The organism is Burkholderia sp. Leaf177 (genome assembly GCF_001424345.1).
Taxonomy (GTDB): domain Bacteria; phylum Pseudomonadota; class Gammaproteobacteria; order Burkholderiales; family Burkholderiaceae; genus Caballeronia.
Window position 1 is genome coordinate 354,342 of record NZ_LMPF01000022.1, and the last position, 15,691, is coordinate 370,032.

General features: G+C 53.9%; 12 protein-coding genes and 1 pseudogene. 4 read left to right on the forward strand and 9 right to left on the reverse strand.

Going from position 1 to position 15,691, the window contains the following annotated elements:
* Positions 1-4 precede the first annotated feature (4 nt).
* The 4 genes from ASG35_RS20370 (at position 5) to ASG35_RS20390 (ending at position 6,441) form a co-directional block, all read left to right on the forward strand.
* Entirely contained in the window at positions 5-1,036 is a 1,032-nt protein-coding gene (locus tag ASG35_RS20370; protein ID WP_056361729.1) for an ABC transporter substrate-binding protein, read from the forward strand.
* On the forward strand, positions 1,033-2,415 hold the full coding sequence (locus ASG35_RS20375; RefSeq protein WP_056361732.1) for an MmgE/PrpD family protein: 1,383 nt from the start codon (positions 1,033-1,035) through the stop codon (positions 2,413-2,415). Before ASG35_RS20370 ends, ASG35_RS20375 begins: the two co-directional genes overlap by 4 nt.
* A 211-nt stretch (positions 2,416-2,626) precedes the next feature.
* Entirely contained in the window at positions 2,627-4,069 is a 1,443-nt protein-coding gene (locus ASG35_RS20385; RefSeq protein WP_056361739.1) for an amidase, read from the forward strand.
* A 551-nt stretch (positions 4,070-4,620) separates the two neighbouring features.
* The gene (locus ASG35_RS20390) at positions 4,621-6,441 is read left to right on the forward strand and encodes a methyl-accepting chemotaxis protein (RefSeq protein WP_056361742.1); all 1,821 of its coding nucleotides are present in this window, start codon (positions 4,621-4,623) and stop codon (positions 6,439-6,441) included.
* Here the strand turns inward: ASG35_RS20390 and ASG35_RS32810 are convergent.
* From ASG35_RS32810 to ASG35_RS20425, 9 genes and pseudogenes are all read right to left on the reverse strand, one after another.
* Positions 6,383-6,793 carry an enolase C-terminal domain-like protein gene (locus ASG35_RS32810; RefSeq protein ID WP_200945757.1) on the reverse strand — a complete coding sequence of 137 codons (411 nt, stop codon included), beginning with the start codon at positions 6,791-6,793 and terminating at the stop codon, positions 6,383-6,385. The two genes, ASG35_RS20390 and ASG35_RS32810, sit on opposite strands and share 59 nt — an antisense overlap.
* A 57-nt stretch (positions 6,794-6,850) precedes the next feature.
* Positions 6,851-7,157: pseudogene (locus tag ASG35_RS32815) on the reverse strand (enolase C-terminal domain-like protein); the annotation flags it as partial.
* A 155-nt stretch (positions 7,158-7,312) separates the two neighbouring features.
* The gene (locus ASG35_RS32820) at positions 7,313-7,519 is read right to left on the reverse strand and encodes a hypothetical protein (protein WP_156393288.1); all 207 of its coding nucleotides are present in this window, start codon (positions 7,517-7,519) and stop codon (positions 7,313-7,315) included.
* 18 nt (positions 7,520-7,537) lie between these two features.
* Positions 7,538-8,911: an L-serine ammonia-lyase gene (locus ASG35_RS20400; RefSeq protein WP_056361748.1), complete on the reverse strand. Its 1,374-nt coding sequence runs from the start codon at positions 8,909-8,911 to the stop codon at positions 7,538-7,540.
* A gap of 470 nt (positions 8,912-9,381) precedes the next feature.
* The gene (locus ASG35_RS20405; RefSeq protein WP_056361751.1) at positions 9,382-10,902 is read right to left on the reverse strand and encodes a methyl-accepting chemotaxis protein; all 1,521 of its coding nucleotides are present in this window, start codon (positions 10,900-10,902) and stop codon (positions 9,382-9,384) included.
* Positions 10,903-11,136: 234 nt separating this feature from the next.
* Positions 11,137-12,327, reverse strand: a complete 1,191-nt coding sequence (locus ASG35_RS20410; protein WP_056361754.1) for a porin — start codon at positions 12,325-12,327, stop codon at positions 11,137-11,139.
* A gap of 250 nt (positions 12,328-12,577) precedes the next feature.
* Positions 12,578-13,861 carry an MFS transporter gene (locus ASG35_RS20415; protein ID WP_056362161.1) on the reverse strand — a complete coding sequence of 428 codons (1,284 nt, stop codon included), beginning with the start codon at positions 13,859-13,861 and terminating at the stop codon, positions 12,578-12,580.
* Positions 13,862-13,892: 31 nt separating this feature from the next.
* On the reverse strand, positions 13,893-14,711 hold the full coding sequence (locus ASG35_RS20420; protein ID WP_056361758.1) for a deaminated glutathione amidase: 819 nt from the start codon (positions 14,709-14,711) through the stop codon (positions 13,893-13,895).
* 31 nt (positions 14,712-14,742) lie between these two features.
* Entirely contained in the window at positions 14,743-15,687 is a 945-nt protein-coding gene (locus tag ASG35_RS20425) for an ABC transporter substrate-binding protein (protein WP_056361761.1), read from the reverse strand.
* Between the last annotated feature and the right edge of the window lie 4 nt (positions 15,688-15,691).

The window sequence follows — 15,691 nt, forward strand, 5'->3', positions numbered from 1 at the left end:
GCCGATGCGCGCACATATCAGTTTTCTGGGCATTCTTGCGATGACGGCGACGATCGGCGTGCATGCGGCGGATTCGACGTTGTACGTCGCCGGTTTTGGCGGTGACGTCGAGAAAGCGTTCCGCGACAAGATCATTCCACCCTTCGAGGCGAAGACCGGCGTTAAGGTGGTCTATGTGCCAGGCAACTCCACCGACACCTTGGCAAAATTGCAGGCACAAAAGGGCAGGCAGTCGATCTCTGTTGCGATCATCGATGATGCGCCGATGAGTCTCGCGATCCAGGCGGGTCTGTGCGCCAAGGTTGAAGACGGCCCTAATTCTGCGAACGTGTACCCGAGCGCGAAACGTGCAAACGGCGAAGCGATTGGATTGGGTTATGGCGCAACGGGCTTGGTGTACAACACGCAAGCGTTCGCGAAGAATGGCTGGCCGACTCCCACGTCATGGAAGGACCTCGAAGACAAGCGCTACGCCGGCAAGATCGTCATCCCGCCGATAACGAACGGTTTCGGCTTGCTCGCGCTGGTGATGGAAGCACGCCTAAACGGGGGTGGCGAGGACAATATCGATCCCGGCTTTTCAAAGATGAAGAGCATCGCACCGAGTGTATTGGACTGGGAACCGTCGCCAGGCAAGATGGCTGAGTTGCTGCAAACGGGCGACGCGGCGCTCGGCGTATGGGGCAACGGTCGGGTGCGCGCGTTGGTAGCGCAGGGCGCGCCAGTCAAGTTTGTCTATCCAAAAGAAGGCGCCCTGATGATTCTGAGCGAAGTTTGTCCTGTGCAGGGTGCGCCGCTGCAGCAACAGGCGCAGGCTTTCATCCAATATCTTCTAAGCCCAGACGTCCAAGCCATCTTCACGCAAGCGACGGGTCTCGGCCCCGTCAATAAGGACACGAAGCTGCCACCTGCAGTTGCCGCAGATGTTGTCTACGGACCGGAGAACGTCCAAAAGCTGATCAGGACCGACATCATCGTCATCAACGCGAATCGTATGGCGTGGACCGGGCGCTGGAATCGGGAAGTCGAAAAGTGAGCGATCGGACGAGTGATATTGTCGGCCATCGCTGCTCGCTGACCGTGGTCCAACGGCTCGCTGACTACGTGGACACGGCGCGAGCGCGGCCCGCATCGGCGACGGCCACAAACGCTGCGGTTCGTTGCTTACTCGACCTGCTCGGTGCAGCGGCTGCGGGCATGTTTGAGCCGGGCGTCGCGGCTGTTCGACGCATGGCCCAAGCGGCAATGCCTGGAGGCTGCGCACCTATCTGGTTCACGGGCGAACGCGGTTCTGTGCTGTCTGCGGCATGGGCCAACAGCGCCGCAGCCGCGGCGCTCGATCTCGACGATGGCCACCGTCTGGCGCGCGGTCATCCAGGCGCTGCGGTGATTCCAACAGCCTTGGCCGTTGCAAGTGAAACTGGCGCAACGATTGACGTGCTTTTAAATGCGATTGTGATCGGCTATGAGGTCGGGATATCGGTGGGTGCTGCGCGCCTGTCTTACGGCAACACGGGCACATGGTCGGCGTATGCGGTCGTAGCAGCCGCAGCCGTTCTGCGCGGGACATCTCGCGACTTGCTGGCACACGCGTTTGCGATAGCAGGCGAAAGTGCCCCGAATCAGCTATTTTCGAGCGCGCCAGCGCAGACACCATTGCCCGAAGGCAGCGACGTCAAGGAAGGGATTCCATGGTCTGTTGTTACCGGGCTCGCAGCCCTTGGTCTCGCCGAAGCGGGCCATACAGGACCGCGTAACGTCCTGGACAGCGCGCTGCATTACCGTTTCGCAAAGAACTTCGAACCGGGCTCCGCGCTGCACATTGGCAACGTATATTTCAAACTTTATGCCTGTTGCCGTCACGTGCACGCGCCGCTCGACGCGCTGCTCGCACTGATCGAAGCGCATTGCATTGACCTGCGTAGGATTGAGATGATTGAGGTCGAAACCTATAGTGGCGCTTTACGCATCTCGAACAGCGTGCGTCCCGCGAACTTGGCAGATATTCAGTACAGCATTCCCTATTGTCTCGGGCTCGTCGCGACGCTTGGACAGCAATCGTTACTTCCGCTCACCGCCGAATCGCTCGGTAACGAACAGGCAGCCGCGCTTGCAGCAAAGGTCAGGCTCAAGCTGGATTTCGACCTTGAAGCGCGCTTCCCGGCGGAAACGCTGGCCCGAGTGGCGATAGTGTGTGGCGGGGTGCGTTATGTCTCGGCGGTGACCGCACCTCGCGGGGAAGCGAGTGCGCCTCTTTCCAACGATGCATTGGAGACGAAATTTATCGCCGCAACGCGCAAAGTGGCAACGGCTACACAGCAACAACGTCTCTTGAACGCGCTGCGTGATGTCCGTAGTGAAGATTTATGTTCACTCGACGCCTGTCTCAACGAGTTGACGTTGACGTGTCAGTGAACATGACTAACGACCACATCAAAGTACTCCTGCAACGCGCCGGTCTGCATTTGTCGTCAGTCCAGAGTGAGCAGATCGCTGGAGGCTGGACACTCATCGAACCGATGCTTGTGCGCATCCGAGTTGGCAAGCCTGGCTGCATAAATGAACCGGCGCACATTTTTCGCGTTGACGCCTACACAGCCAGCGCGACAGATACGGAGAAGCTGTGATGGACACGCCGACGATTGCGGAGGCCGCCGCCCTAATAGCCGCGCGGAAGCTCTCTCCGGTGGAGTTAGTCGAGCATTGCCTTGCCCGCATCGAGGCACTCGACGGTGTGCTTCACAGCTTTATCACGGTAACAGCCGAGCGCGCACGGGACGACGCTCGCGCTGCGGAAAAACGCATGATGGCCGGCACGTTGCGCGGCAAGCTCGACGGCGTTCCAATCGCGCACAAGGACATATTTTCCACGAGGGGTATTGCGACGACAGCGCATTCGCGGCTGCTACAACACTCGGTGCCGACCGAAGACGCCCATATCGTCGCGCGTCTTGCCGATGCTGGCACGTCACTGCTCGGCAAGCTGGCTACGCATGAGTTCGCCCTGGGCGGACCACCCTTCGATCTTCCTTGGCCACCAGCGCGTAACCCGTGGAACACTGATTACTTCACCTCGGGCTCTTCGAGTGGCACCGCTGCGGCCATTGCCGCCGGTCTGATATTAGGTGGTACTGGTTCGGATACCGCGGGATCTATCCGCAGTCCTGCGTCTTTGTGCGGCATCGCAGGCATCAAGCCGACCTACGGGCTATGCAGTCGGCGCGGTGTCCTGCCGCTGGCGTATTCTCTTGATCATGTCGGGCCGATGGCTGCAACTGTTGAGGATTGCGCAATCTTACTGCAAGCGATGGCTGGGCACGACTGCTACGATCCTGCAAGCGCGGACCGTGCGGTGCCCGATTTTAGCGCCGGGATCGGACGAAGCGTGGAGGGTCTGCGCATCGGCGTCGTTTCAAATTGGCACGAAATCGATCACCCGATCAGCGCCGCCGTTCTGAACGGCATCGCAGATGCGCTCGCAATCTGGCGCGCTCAGGGCGCCGACATTGTCGAAGTCCAGATGCCATCGCTCTTTGAGTACCAGGCCTCGAGCTTTGTCGTAATGCTGAGCGAAGCATATTCCGTGCACGAAGCCACGATGAAAAAGCGCTTTGACGAATATGGCGAGCGTTTGCGCAATCGTCTTTCGATAGGCGCATTGATTTCGAGCGCTGATTACATTGCGGCGCTGCGCAGCCGCGAGCACTTGTGCGCCAGGACGGCCCGCTGCGCTGCGAGCGTCGACGTTCTAATCACGGCAGGCGCACCAGCTGAGGCACCGCGCATCGACAGTGTGCCGGAGTGGGGCGACCTCTCGTCGCCAGGATTCAACACGCCCTTTAATCTTACTGGCTGGCCAGCAATGTCCGTGTGCTCGGGCTATGGCGAAGGTGGATTACCGGTGGCGGTGCAAGTTGCCGCAAGACCTTTTCAAGAGGCAGCGGTACTGCAGGTCGCACATGCGTTTGAGCGGACAGCCAATCTGCGCGAGCGGCAACCGTCGATGCGTACACAATCTAGGCCGACGCCGTTAGGTACCGACCCGGTGAAACACCTGATAAGACATTAGATACGTTAAGCTCAACGCTCTAGTTTGCTTTCTTCTTAAACGGAGACTCAAGCTTCCATAGCGCCAGGGGAAATCGCAGCCGATAACAATATTCAGTTGCTGGTATGACGATGATTTCGTAGCGAGCGTTCAAACGTGAGAGCATGCCGGGCAACAGTTCGGTAGTTAAGAACCTCACTTGCGGCTACGCTCTCACTCCACGGTGCGCCGCCATCTGGAAGTGGCGTACTTCGCCTGTGCATTCAACCATTGGCGCGTTATGCGCATGCGCCAGGCAGACGAATAAATAGCGCTCCGTGTGGATTGATGAAGGGACAGGACTATTTGCACTGGCTAACGCTGCTCGGTATACGCGCTTTCAGCCTCGGCGACGCTAATTAAGCGGGTCGTGAATGTGTTTGTACGTTTGAAGTTTGCGGATTCGCTCGTGCCGACTCTGAACTTTATTTGTTTCGGACAAGGCAAGGTGCATTTTGTAATGCCTGCGGTGGAGCGAAACCATATGGCACGAATTGCTCGGAAGTGTTTTTTCAGAAAATCAAAGGTCATCTATGGTTTCATCCATACGTATCCGGATTCTTGTTACTTGCATAGCTATCGTGTTCGCAGCTTTGGTGGTTACCGGCTGCTTGAACTGGGTAGTAGCGAGCACCTATAACCAAAAGAGCATTAACGAGAACCTTACCGCGATTTCAGCGGGCCACTCGCTGGCTATTAGCGACTGGATTGAAGGGAAGTCGACGATGGTTGCGTCGATTGCACCTGAGCAATTGCATGGCGATGCAACGACCGCCGTCACGCAACTTAAGCTAGGGGGCGGATTCTCTGCGGCGTATGTCGGGTATCCAGATAAACATTTTACTTACAATGTTGGAGGAAGTCGACCGGCTGCGGGCTACGATCCGACCCTTCGCCCTTGGTTCAAGCAGGCGGTAACAGCTGGTGAGCTGACAGTAACCAAACCTTACATGGCATCAACACTACATAAGCTGGTAGTGACCTTCGCCAGGCCAGTAACCTTTAATGGAATATTCGAAGGCGTTGTTGGCGCGGATATCCCACTGGATACAGTGAGTGCTGGTGTTACCGCGATCCATCCGACTCCAAATAGCTTCGCTTTCGTAACCGACCGCAATGGCACGATCATCGCGCATCCGGATGCGAAATTAGCTTTAAGGAAATTCACAGACTTAGTCCCTGACGTGACCGCTGCGACTCTTAATGGGCTTGCCGACGCCTCCCAGCCCCTTGCGGTGGTGATCAACGGCGCAACAAAATTGTTGCACGCAGAAAAAATCGCGGGCACTGACTGGGTACTGGTTATTGCGCTCGATGAATCGGAAGCAACAGCCGGAATGCGCGCAACGGCGATTGCGAACGGCATTACTCTTTTAGTCGTCGCGCTAGCAGCCAGCCTATTTCTTAGCGCCCTCACGGCGCCGCCATTTAGACGCTTGTCCCAAGCCCGCGATGCAATGCAGGAAATCGGCTCTGGCAGCGGAGATCTAACCAAGCGCTTGCCAACAGTGGGTAACGACGAAGTTACGGCTATCGCACGTTCATTTAATCTGTTTGTCGACAAAATGACATCAGTGCTGATTGAAATTCGTACTAGCAGCGCATCCGTGAAGCATGCCGCAACTGAAATCTCGCAAGGCAACCAAGATCTGTCGGCACGCACCGAACATGCTGCGTCGTCGCTGCAGCAAACCGCGGCGTCAATGGAAGAACTGCACGGTACGGTGCGGCAGACGGCAGAATCAGCTAGTCATGCGAACCATTTAGCCAACGTTGCTTCTCAAGTAGCGTCACAGGGCGGCATGGTTGTTGAAGAGGTCGTTGCAACAATGGAGGCGATCTCGGATTCGTCAGGGAAAATTGCTGCGATTATTGACGTCGTCGAGGGCATCGCCTTTCAGACTAATATCCTTGCTTTAAACGCTGCGGTGGAAGCGGCGCGCGCCGGTGAGCAAGGTCGAGGGTTCGCGGTCGTGGCTGGCGAAGTTCGAACACTGGCGCAACGCAGCGCGCAAGCAGCCAGAGAAATCAAACAGTTGATCTCCGACTCAGTAAGCAAAGTTGGCTCAGGTACGCAACTTGTATCCACGGCCGGCGCCGCGATGCGCGAAATCGTCGATAGCGTACATAGGGTTGGTAATATCATCGAGGAAATTTCGGTAGCGACTAGCGAGCAAAGCACCGGCATTGGACAAGTCAACCAAGCAGTGACGCAGCTTGATGAAGTCACTCAGCAGAACGCAGCGCTGGTCGAAGAGTCGTCGGCCGCTGCAGACTTTCTTAAAGAGCAGTCGTTTAAGCTGGCTGAAGCAGTGGGACGCTTCCGCATGAGTGATCTCGAGTCGTTCCCTTAACAAGGGCAGACTTAAAAGTGAAAGTTGGCTTAAGCCTCAAGTCGGGTTTCACAAAGCATAAAGTGATAAAAGGGAACGGGGCGAGCACGGGCCGGTTCAGTTCGGCGCCAAGACCCGCGCCCTCGGGCAGCGCCAGGTAGCCATCTTTTATCTTCAACTCCGGTGCGTCGACGATCGTTTCAATGGCGCCATCGTGAAGTCGGAAGTAGGGGTGAAGCTCAAGCATGGATACATTCGGCAGATTAACCCCCAAATAAAGCGCGACCTGCGTGGCAAGCGCACTTCCACAAACGTGGGGAGCAACTCGCATCCCGAATGCTTCGGCCATTGCAGCAATCTTTTTCGTCTCCATTATTCCGCCGGTGTTGCAAGGAGCCCCATTCGGAGATGAAACCGTGGCCGCCGTAGNTTAACCCCCAAATAAGCGCGACCTGCGTGGCAAGCGCACTTCCACAAACGTGGGGAGCAACTCGCATCCCGAATGCTTCGGCCATTGCAGCAATCTTTTTCGTCTCCATTATTCCGCCGGTGTTGCAAGGATCGGGCTGGGCGATGTCGACTGCTCGCGTTTCGATTAGCGCGCGCATCTGATGACGGCCGTAGTTGCGCTCGCCCGCAGCCAACGGAATCGACGTGCGTGCGGCGACCCACGCCATTGCTTCGGCGTCGGATGGATCGGTAGGTTCTTCGACGAAGAGAATATCAAGTGTGCCCAATATACTGTTTCACTCACGCGTCCGGCTTAATAGGTGGCCTGGTACCCGCCATATGCATCAGCTTGCAATGAGCCACTGAATGCCTCGAGATGATGTTGCGGATGGATGCTTGGAGTCTGGCGTGTAGCTAAACCATACCGCCCGACGACGTCTTATCAGCCAAGCAAGATCATCACGCATATACACCAACAGGCACCCTGTCTTAGTCTTACCGTTGCCGGGCGCGAGCACTGTACAGCCGTGTCACAGGCATTGCGTCTAGACGCCGCCACCAAATGGCGACGTAACGCCTCAACGAGCCGTTGCAGGAACGTCGCGCAGTGATCCGCCGACTTCGCGAGCAAAGAACGATCAAGCTTCACACCTTTGCATGCCTCTAGTTAACACTCGACAATGTTAACAGCTAAACCGCCGCGAGAAGTCTCTTTGTACTTCGTTTTCATGTCCGCTCCCGTCTCCATCATCGTCTTGATCACAGAGTCCAGTGAAACATAATGGGTTCCATCTCCAAGCATCGCCATACGTGCGGCGTTTACCGCCTTAACCGCACCCATCGCGTTGCGTTCGATACACGGAATTTGAACCATACCGCCCACTGGGTCGCAAGTCAGCCCAAGATTGTGCTCCATGCCAATTTCTGCGGCATGCTCGACCTGCGAAGGTGTGCCACCAAGTGACGCGCAAAGTCCGCCGGCGGCCATAGAGCATGCAACACCTACCTCGCCCTGACACCCAACTTCTGCGCCAGAAATCGACGCATTCATCTTGTAAAGAATTCCTATCGCCGCCGCGGTTAGCAAGAAATTACGAATGCCAGATTGATCTGCTTTAGGGACGAATTGGGCGTAATAATGCAAAACGGCCGGAATGACTCCTGCCGCTCCGTTTGTGGGTGCTGTAACTACAGTACCGCCACTCGCATTCTCTTCGTTGACCGCCAGCGCGAACAGATTTAGCCAATCCAGCGTGGCCAACGAGCGGTCGCCGTCGGCCTGTTCGCGAGAAAGCAGCTTCTGATATAAGCCGGCGGCCCTTCGTTTGACTTTTAATGGCCCAGGAAGATGCCCCTCTGTTCGGCAACCGCGCACCACACAGGCCTGCATAACCGTCCAGATACTCTGGATTTTGGCATCAATCTCCTCTCCCTGCCGCCAGGTAAGCTCATTTTCAAACATTAGCTCAGCGATCGACAAATTGTCTCGTTCACACAACTTAAGAATATCGCTTCCACTTGTGAAGGGGTAGGGTAACCTTTGCGGAGCTGCTAAAACATGGCTATTCTCCGAACCGGCTGTAACGACAAAGCCTCCACCAACCGAAAAGTATGTTTGCTGTCGGACGACTGCGCCCTCTTTGTCGTATGAGAATAGCTTCAAGCCATTAGGATGTTCCTTCAAGACTCGACGATAAAAAATCACGTCTTCATCGACCAAAAAGGTCACATCACGCATTCCTCCAAGTGAAAGCTCTCGTTGTTCCCGGATCATACTGACCTTGACATCAATGGTATCGGCATCTATTTTTTCTGGGGCCTCGCCCATCAAGCCAAGCATTACCCCTTTGTCTGTTCCATGGCCTTTTCCCGTCGCACCAAGCGACCCATATAGCTCTACTCTCAGTCGGGAAACACTCTCGAACACGCCTTCATCTTGCAAATGCTTGACGAACAACAATGCTGCACGCATAGGTCCAACTGTGTGCGAACTGGATGGGCCAATACCAATCTTGAATAGGTCAAATACACTGACTGTCATTTTATCTTCCGGAATATGCGACGGATAATGCTGCCCGCTACGCGCCTATGCGCAAGGAATGTGTTCACTCGAATAATTCGGGGCGTTCTTCGCTAAAGCGGAATGCCCTATAGAAATCGTATTTAATTGGTGCTTGGGTTTTTAACAAAATGTAGCCTGCGCCGGCGCTTCTGTTTGCACTCCAGATCACTGTGCGGAAATGAGCTGACCACGAAGCGCGTAGCGTCCAAATTTAATAAGTGAAGCTAGCGTGCTTTAAAATCCGCTACGGTGTCGCAATAGACTCATCGTTCGTTGCGCAAATGCGCAATGGGACTTGCGAATTGTGCCACAATCGCCCGCGCCAAATCTAATTCATTAAAGCTTAGTTGCTATCGAATTTCTTGATGCCACAGGCTTCTTCTGTATTTAGTCCAGCATAGGGAAAAGAAAGTCTGGCGCTCTTGTCAGCTGTGCGCAAGTGCTTACGGTTAGATCAATTGAAAGACAGACACCGCAGAGCGGAGCCGGCCAGCTTGTTCGTCCAATGAAGATGCGGCAGCTGCAGCCTGCTCAACAAGCGCCGCGTTATGCTGCGTGACCTCATCCATATCTGTTACAGCGCGGCTTACCTGCTCGATCCCGACGCTTTGTTGATCGGACGCTGCAGTGATTTCGCCGATTATCGTTGAGACTCGGCCAATCGATTTAACAAGTTCGGACATCCGCTCGCCTGCTATTTCGACGAGCCGATTGCCATCAGTTACCTTTTCGGCAGTAACTTGAATCAGTTGCTTGATATCGTTCGCCGCACTTGCACTGCGCTGTGCAAGCGTACGCACTTCGGAGGCGACCACTGCAAACCCGCGGCCTTCTTCGCCGGCGCGCGCCGCTTCAACTGCCGCATTAAGCGCAAGAATGTTTGTCTGAAAGGCGATGCTCTCAATTACCGAGGTGATGACTGCTACTTTCGTGGATTGGTCGGCAATTTGTTTCATCGTTAATACTACTGCTTCTACAGCGGATTTCCCACGCAACGTAGCCTCCGTAGTCGAGTTAACAAGCCCCTTCGCCTCACGAGCGTTGTCGGCGTTCTGCTTAACCGTCAAGGTAAGTCGCTCCATGCTCGAGGCCGTTTCCTGCAGAGAAGCCGCCTGCTCCTCCGTGCGCTGGGACAAATTAAGATTGCCCTGCGCAATCTCGCCCGAACCGAGTGCGATTGATTGACTGGCTGCGTGAATCTCAGCAATCATCGTGATTAGCCTTAACCTCATCTCGCCAAGCTCCGCAAGCAGGCTGCCTGAAGGCGCGGATCCTGTGTCGAATTCGACGCTTAAGTTGCCGTTGGCAATTTCCGATGCGACCGCCATTGCATCCGCCGGTTCGCCACCGAGTATAGACTTAACGCTGCGCAGCACCGTCCATGCGATCGCAGCAACAGCCGCGACAATGACGACAGCAATAACGCCCAGCCTTAGCATCAGCATGTTAAACATAGCATTGATGTCGTCATAGAAAAATCCTGTGCCAACCCACCAGTTCCAATCCCGAATAAAGACAACGCCTTGCAACTTGGGCACGGGGTCACTACCTGGGCTGCGCATAACAGGTTCGTCGACCAGTGCAAAGTGAGATTTGGCCATCGCCGTGCCATAAGCCGAGCTTTCGCTTAAGCCACTCCGGGCTTTCGTACCAACAAACTTTTCGTTCTGATGAACCAAAACAGTCCCATCGGCGCTGTGCACCCAAAAGTAGCTCTCTGGATTTGCGTTCAACCTACTCAGTGATTCTTTCGTCGCCTGCTGTGCTTGATCATGCGACATTGTCCCGCGGGTTTCCAAATCCTTATATGCGTTGACCAGATGCTCAGCTTTCGTAAGGAAGACCACAATTTCGTCGCGGCGACTTTTGACCAATGCCGCATGCAGGGTCTGTAAAGCGGTCCCTGCAAGCAGCACAATGCCCAGCAGGGCTATTCCCACCAAAATCAACAATTTCGTAAAGAGTTTCATTCCAATCCTACTTGTTAACGGATGACCTGCTTGAGGTCATTTTTTGCGTCGCGACTAAGTAAATTTTGATGCAGGTCTCATAATAGAGGCCGTTCCTCGATGAGACCTACCATCTAATTACTGGCCGCGGCGCTTCTCCCAGTGACAACAGTGGAGTTTTTTGCTGACGGCTCTCGACAAGCTTCCAGTCCGCTTTGCAAGCAATTGACGCTTCGCCTAACCACCGCATTCAATCTAAAATTTGTGTCGAATGCCTACACGCGCAGCAAACTGATTCTGGGTTGCAGAAGCCGTAACGTTTGGCAAGGCGGCGACCACGGCGACAACACCGGTACCTGCCGGGTTTGCTCCATAACCGCTCGCATGTTGATACTGAGCTGTAATATAAACGTCAGTTCGTTTAGAAAGGAAGTAGTCAAGCCCGGTCATGCCTTGGTGATACTTGGCTGCCGAAGAACCGTTGACGCTGGTTCCACACAAATAGTCGTAGGCAAGCCCTAGAAGAAGAGCGGGTGTCAATTGGTATTTGAAGTTTGCTTCGACATTATTAAAAGTCGCCGTTCTGCCTGAAAAGGCCGAGGCATAAGAAGATCCCAAATCGTAGAACTTGATGTTCGAGTAGGTTGCGCCTATTGTCGCTGCACCTAAAGCGTAAGCGCCACCTGCGGCAGCTACTTGGTATGTGTGCGCCGAACCATAACCGCTATACACGGCCGATACGGCGTTTGATGTCGTTGTGTTAGGTGTGCCCGATGTCGAATTCCCAAAATATGAAACATTTGGATTTCTTACATTTATATAAGCAGCAGATAGCACGAGTGGTCCGCTCGCGTATTGTCCACCGACTGACCATATTTGGTTGCGAGAGAGATCACCCGAAACGCCTCCAAGGCTATACAAGCCATCGAAAGTAAATCCGTGAATTGTAGGACTTGCATATTTAACAGCGTTGTTCACGCGAAAAGAGTTATTAAAGTTGTCGATATCCCCCGGGTGCGTACCGATCGAAGTAGCCCATTGCGTACCCGCCTCAAGCGGACCAAGAAAATCTACGACCGAGTCGTACATACGGCCAAAGGTGACCGTACCATAAGTACTCTCTAAGCCAACGTACGCTTGGCGACCGAACCCAAGGCCGCCTTGTCCAAGTTTGCCGGTGCTTGCGTCATACCCCCCCTCAATTCTAAAAATGGCTTTCATGCCGCCGCCCAACTCTTCCGATCCCTTCATGCCCCAACGGTTTCCCTGCATGATCCCGCTATTTACGAGATATTGGTGTTTACCGCCGCTGTTATTAACCATGGTCACGCCTTCATCGATAAGCCCATAAAGGGTCACCGTGCTCTGCGCGCACGCGATCGTGGAAGAAGAGAGCAAGACCACTGCCGCAGCGCACACACAGTGTATTTTGATTTCTGTCGTCATTAAATTCTCAGTTTGGTTAGGATAGCTGATTACAAAGCTTGAATGCTGGCTCTTGATTCGTCCCTCCGCACCCCACAGTCCGCTAAGGGATATTGAGTCACGCGACGGCAAAGGCTTATCAAGCGCCTTGTTGAGGAACCTAAAACTAGCGGGATTTATCTGTTCTCAAAGCCGGAGATCGTGGTCGAAGTGAGAATGACCTACGAGCATCAGGTTTTAGGGATATTAGAGGCGCCTGAAAGCGTTGTTTTCAACGTGCTTTGAACGATAGTGCTCCACCCTTCCATGACGAAAGCGTGCAGATTACTAGCCCGCTAACTAGGGCGGCCGGAACGAGCAAGAAGGCAGGAGCAGCCGGCATGTGCGATTTAGCGATGAGCCATGTTGAGAGGAATGGCGAAAATCCTCCAAATATAGAGACCGATAATGTGTATCCAACACTCATCCAAGTAGTGCGAAGCTTCGTCGGAAATATTTCGCAAATGGTTGCTGGCGCAGGTCCAGAGAACAATGAAAACAAGGCGCCGAAGCAACATTGCAGTAAAATCACCTGACCGAAACTTGTTCCGCTGGACATAACATGGAGGATGGGATAAGCGACCACCGCGGTGATTCCGCAGCTCAGGAGGAGAAGCGGTTTTCGTCCGACCCGGTCAGATAAGGCGCCCGCAATCGGCAATAAGATCGCTTGCACGAGAAGAGCTACATCACTGGAGATCAACGCCTGATTACGTGTTAGTCCAGCTTCCCGTTGCGTATATGTGACCATGTATGCATTGACGAGGTAAGCAAGAACGGTCCAAAAGATCGTAAATCCAAACGCTTTAAGTCCAAGAACCAAGGCATCAGACGCTTTTGTCAGCGGTTGCTTATCCTTTTTACTCTGGGTGTATTCGGGCGTTTCTTCGATGTTCGAACGTAAGAAGATGCTAAAAAAAGATATTGCCAACCCGCCCGCTATGAACGGTATGCGCCACGCCCACCCTTGAACTACCTCTGCTGGAAGGAACGAAAGCATGGACGCAACTAAAGAAGCGAGCAATGCCGCAGTTGTCGCACTTAATGTTTGAAAGCTACCAAAGAAACCTCGTCGCTCAGGCGGACACGATTCGACTATGAACGCTGTAGACGTACCATACTCACCGCCGGCTGCAAAGCCTTGTAAGGCACGCAACATAACGAGCAGTGTCGGGGCTGCCAGACCGATCGTCTCAAAGCTCGGTACTAGACCAATGCCGATGCTGCCGATAGCCATACAAGTTACGGTGAGGATCATTGCCGGTTTGCGCCCTTTGATGTCGCCAATACGGCCGATGACAAGACTGCCGATTGGACGCGCCACGAACCCGACGCCGTAGGCGGCAAACGTCTGTAATAACGAAACTATTGGATCGGCATTGGGGAAAAACAGTTTGGCAATAGTCGAAACAAAGTAGGCATAGACTGCAAAGTCGTAAAATTCTAAAAAGTTTCCGCTTGCTGCTGCAATCACGGCAACCCAAGTCTTTCGAGTTGCATTGTTGGGCGGCGTCATAGATGTCCTTTCACTCATCGCATTTCTCGCGTCACTCGGGATTAACTGCTTGGAGTTCGTTGATAATTAGTTCAGGCGCAGCGAAACGCCGATTTGAAAGCACCGGCAAGATGGATCTAGCATATGCAATACGCTTAGGATCTATTTCTGCGAAAATGAGTGCCTCGGTCTCACCGGCGCGCACGATAGATACTCCCAGCGGATCAACGACAACACTTGCCCCAATGTTGCGCGGGCCACATTCTCCGCTAGCTATAACGTAGCAAGTGTTATCTAATGCGCGAGCAGTCGTTAAAACTTCCCAGTGCCACTCTTTCAGAGGGCCTCTCACCCAGGCTGCAGGCAATACGAGGGCGTCAGCACCGTCGAGGGCAAGCTTCCGAGCTAACTCAGGAAAACGGATGTCGTAGCACGTCATCATGCCAAATCGCATTTCATCTATTTCGACGAGTGATGGGACCTCATTACCGGGCGCAACACCCACTGACTCCTGCATAGAGAAAGCATCGTAGAGGTGCAACTTCTCGTACTTCGCGATAACCTTTCCGGTACGGATCGCAACGAGCACATTTTTGACACGTTTTGTCCCGGTCGAAATGTGAATGGTAAGCATGGTGGTCATGTCATTGCTGCGACTCGCGTCGAGCAGCGCTGACAGGAATGGGCCGTCGAGCGGCTGCGCGGCGCTTAGCACGAGGTCTGGGTCAGCGATGTCACGTGCGAGGACGCCTTCCGGTAAAACCAAAAGGCGGGCGCCTGACCCCGCCGCAGTTTGCATAACGTCAACGCACGTACGTTGATTCTTTTGCCATTCGCGGTTTACTGCAATTTGTCCGATCGCTATTTTCAATCTCGTCTCCTTAGTTATACAAAATGTCTTTTCAACGTTGAAATACCGCTCTAGCCTCGATGGGTCTATCGATAATGCGCTGCTCGAATAACTCAAGTGCGAAGTCGCCAATCATTTTTTCATTGTGTTCCAATCCGTTAGCGTTCCAATCTAAAGGCAGATCGCGACTCGTTCGCACGATGTCATCAATCAGCCAAGGTGTGGTGTCTTGGTACTTAACACGTTTTTCTCGCCAGAGGCGTGCCGATTCGTCTAGAAGCTCACTAAGCTCATCGACAAGGGTGGGAAACATCCCAGTCAAGTCCCTCTTAATCCCGAGCAAATGGATTCCGGGTACGTAACCAACGTCATGAAAATACTGAACTTCGTGTTTTCGAAAATCTGATAGTAGAAACCGAAGTTTCGTGTCTGAACGCATAAATTCGGAAGGGAGAAATGGCGTGAAAAGGGCGTCGAGTTCTCCAGTATCCATCAATGCCGTTAACGGGCGCTCTCCGGACACAGCTTCAATATGTCCCTTCTCTGCAAATTTCCCTAAGCGGTCAAAAACCGGGTCGTCTGCTGACAACCTGCCAGCAAACCAACGGACATCATCAATGCTCACACCGACGCGGCGAAGTAACGTACGTGTCCATGTATTGCCAGAGTCGGCCCAACCGGTCACTCCAACGCGCTTACCTGCCAATTGCTCTAAGCTGACGACATCGCTGTCGGTGCGGGTAAGGATGCAACGTTGACGGAAACCCCGCATCAGGAAGTGTGGAATGCACTCTAGTGGGTAGCCACCGTGCGAGATACCTTGTACAAATTTACTAAAGGAAACCTCGCCCGCGTCGTATGCGTTGTTAAGAGTCCAATCCTGCACAGACTCCATGCGATGGACCTCTACCTCCAGCCGCTCTGACTGCACATCTCCTAAAGCAAGTGGCGTCAGGTAGTCCCAATCTCGAACCGCTAGCTTTATCTTTACCCGCATTTGC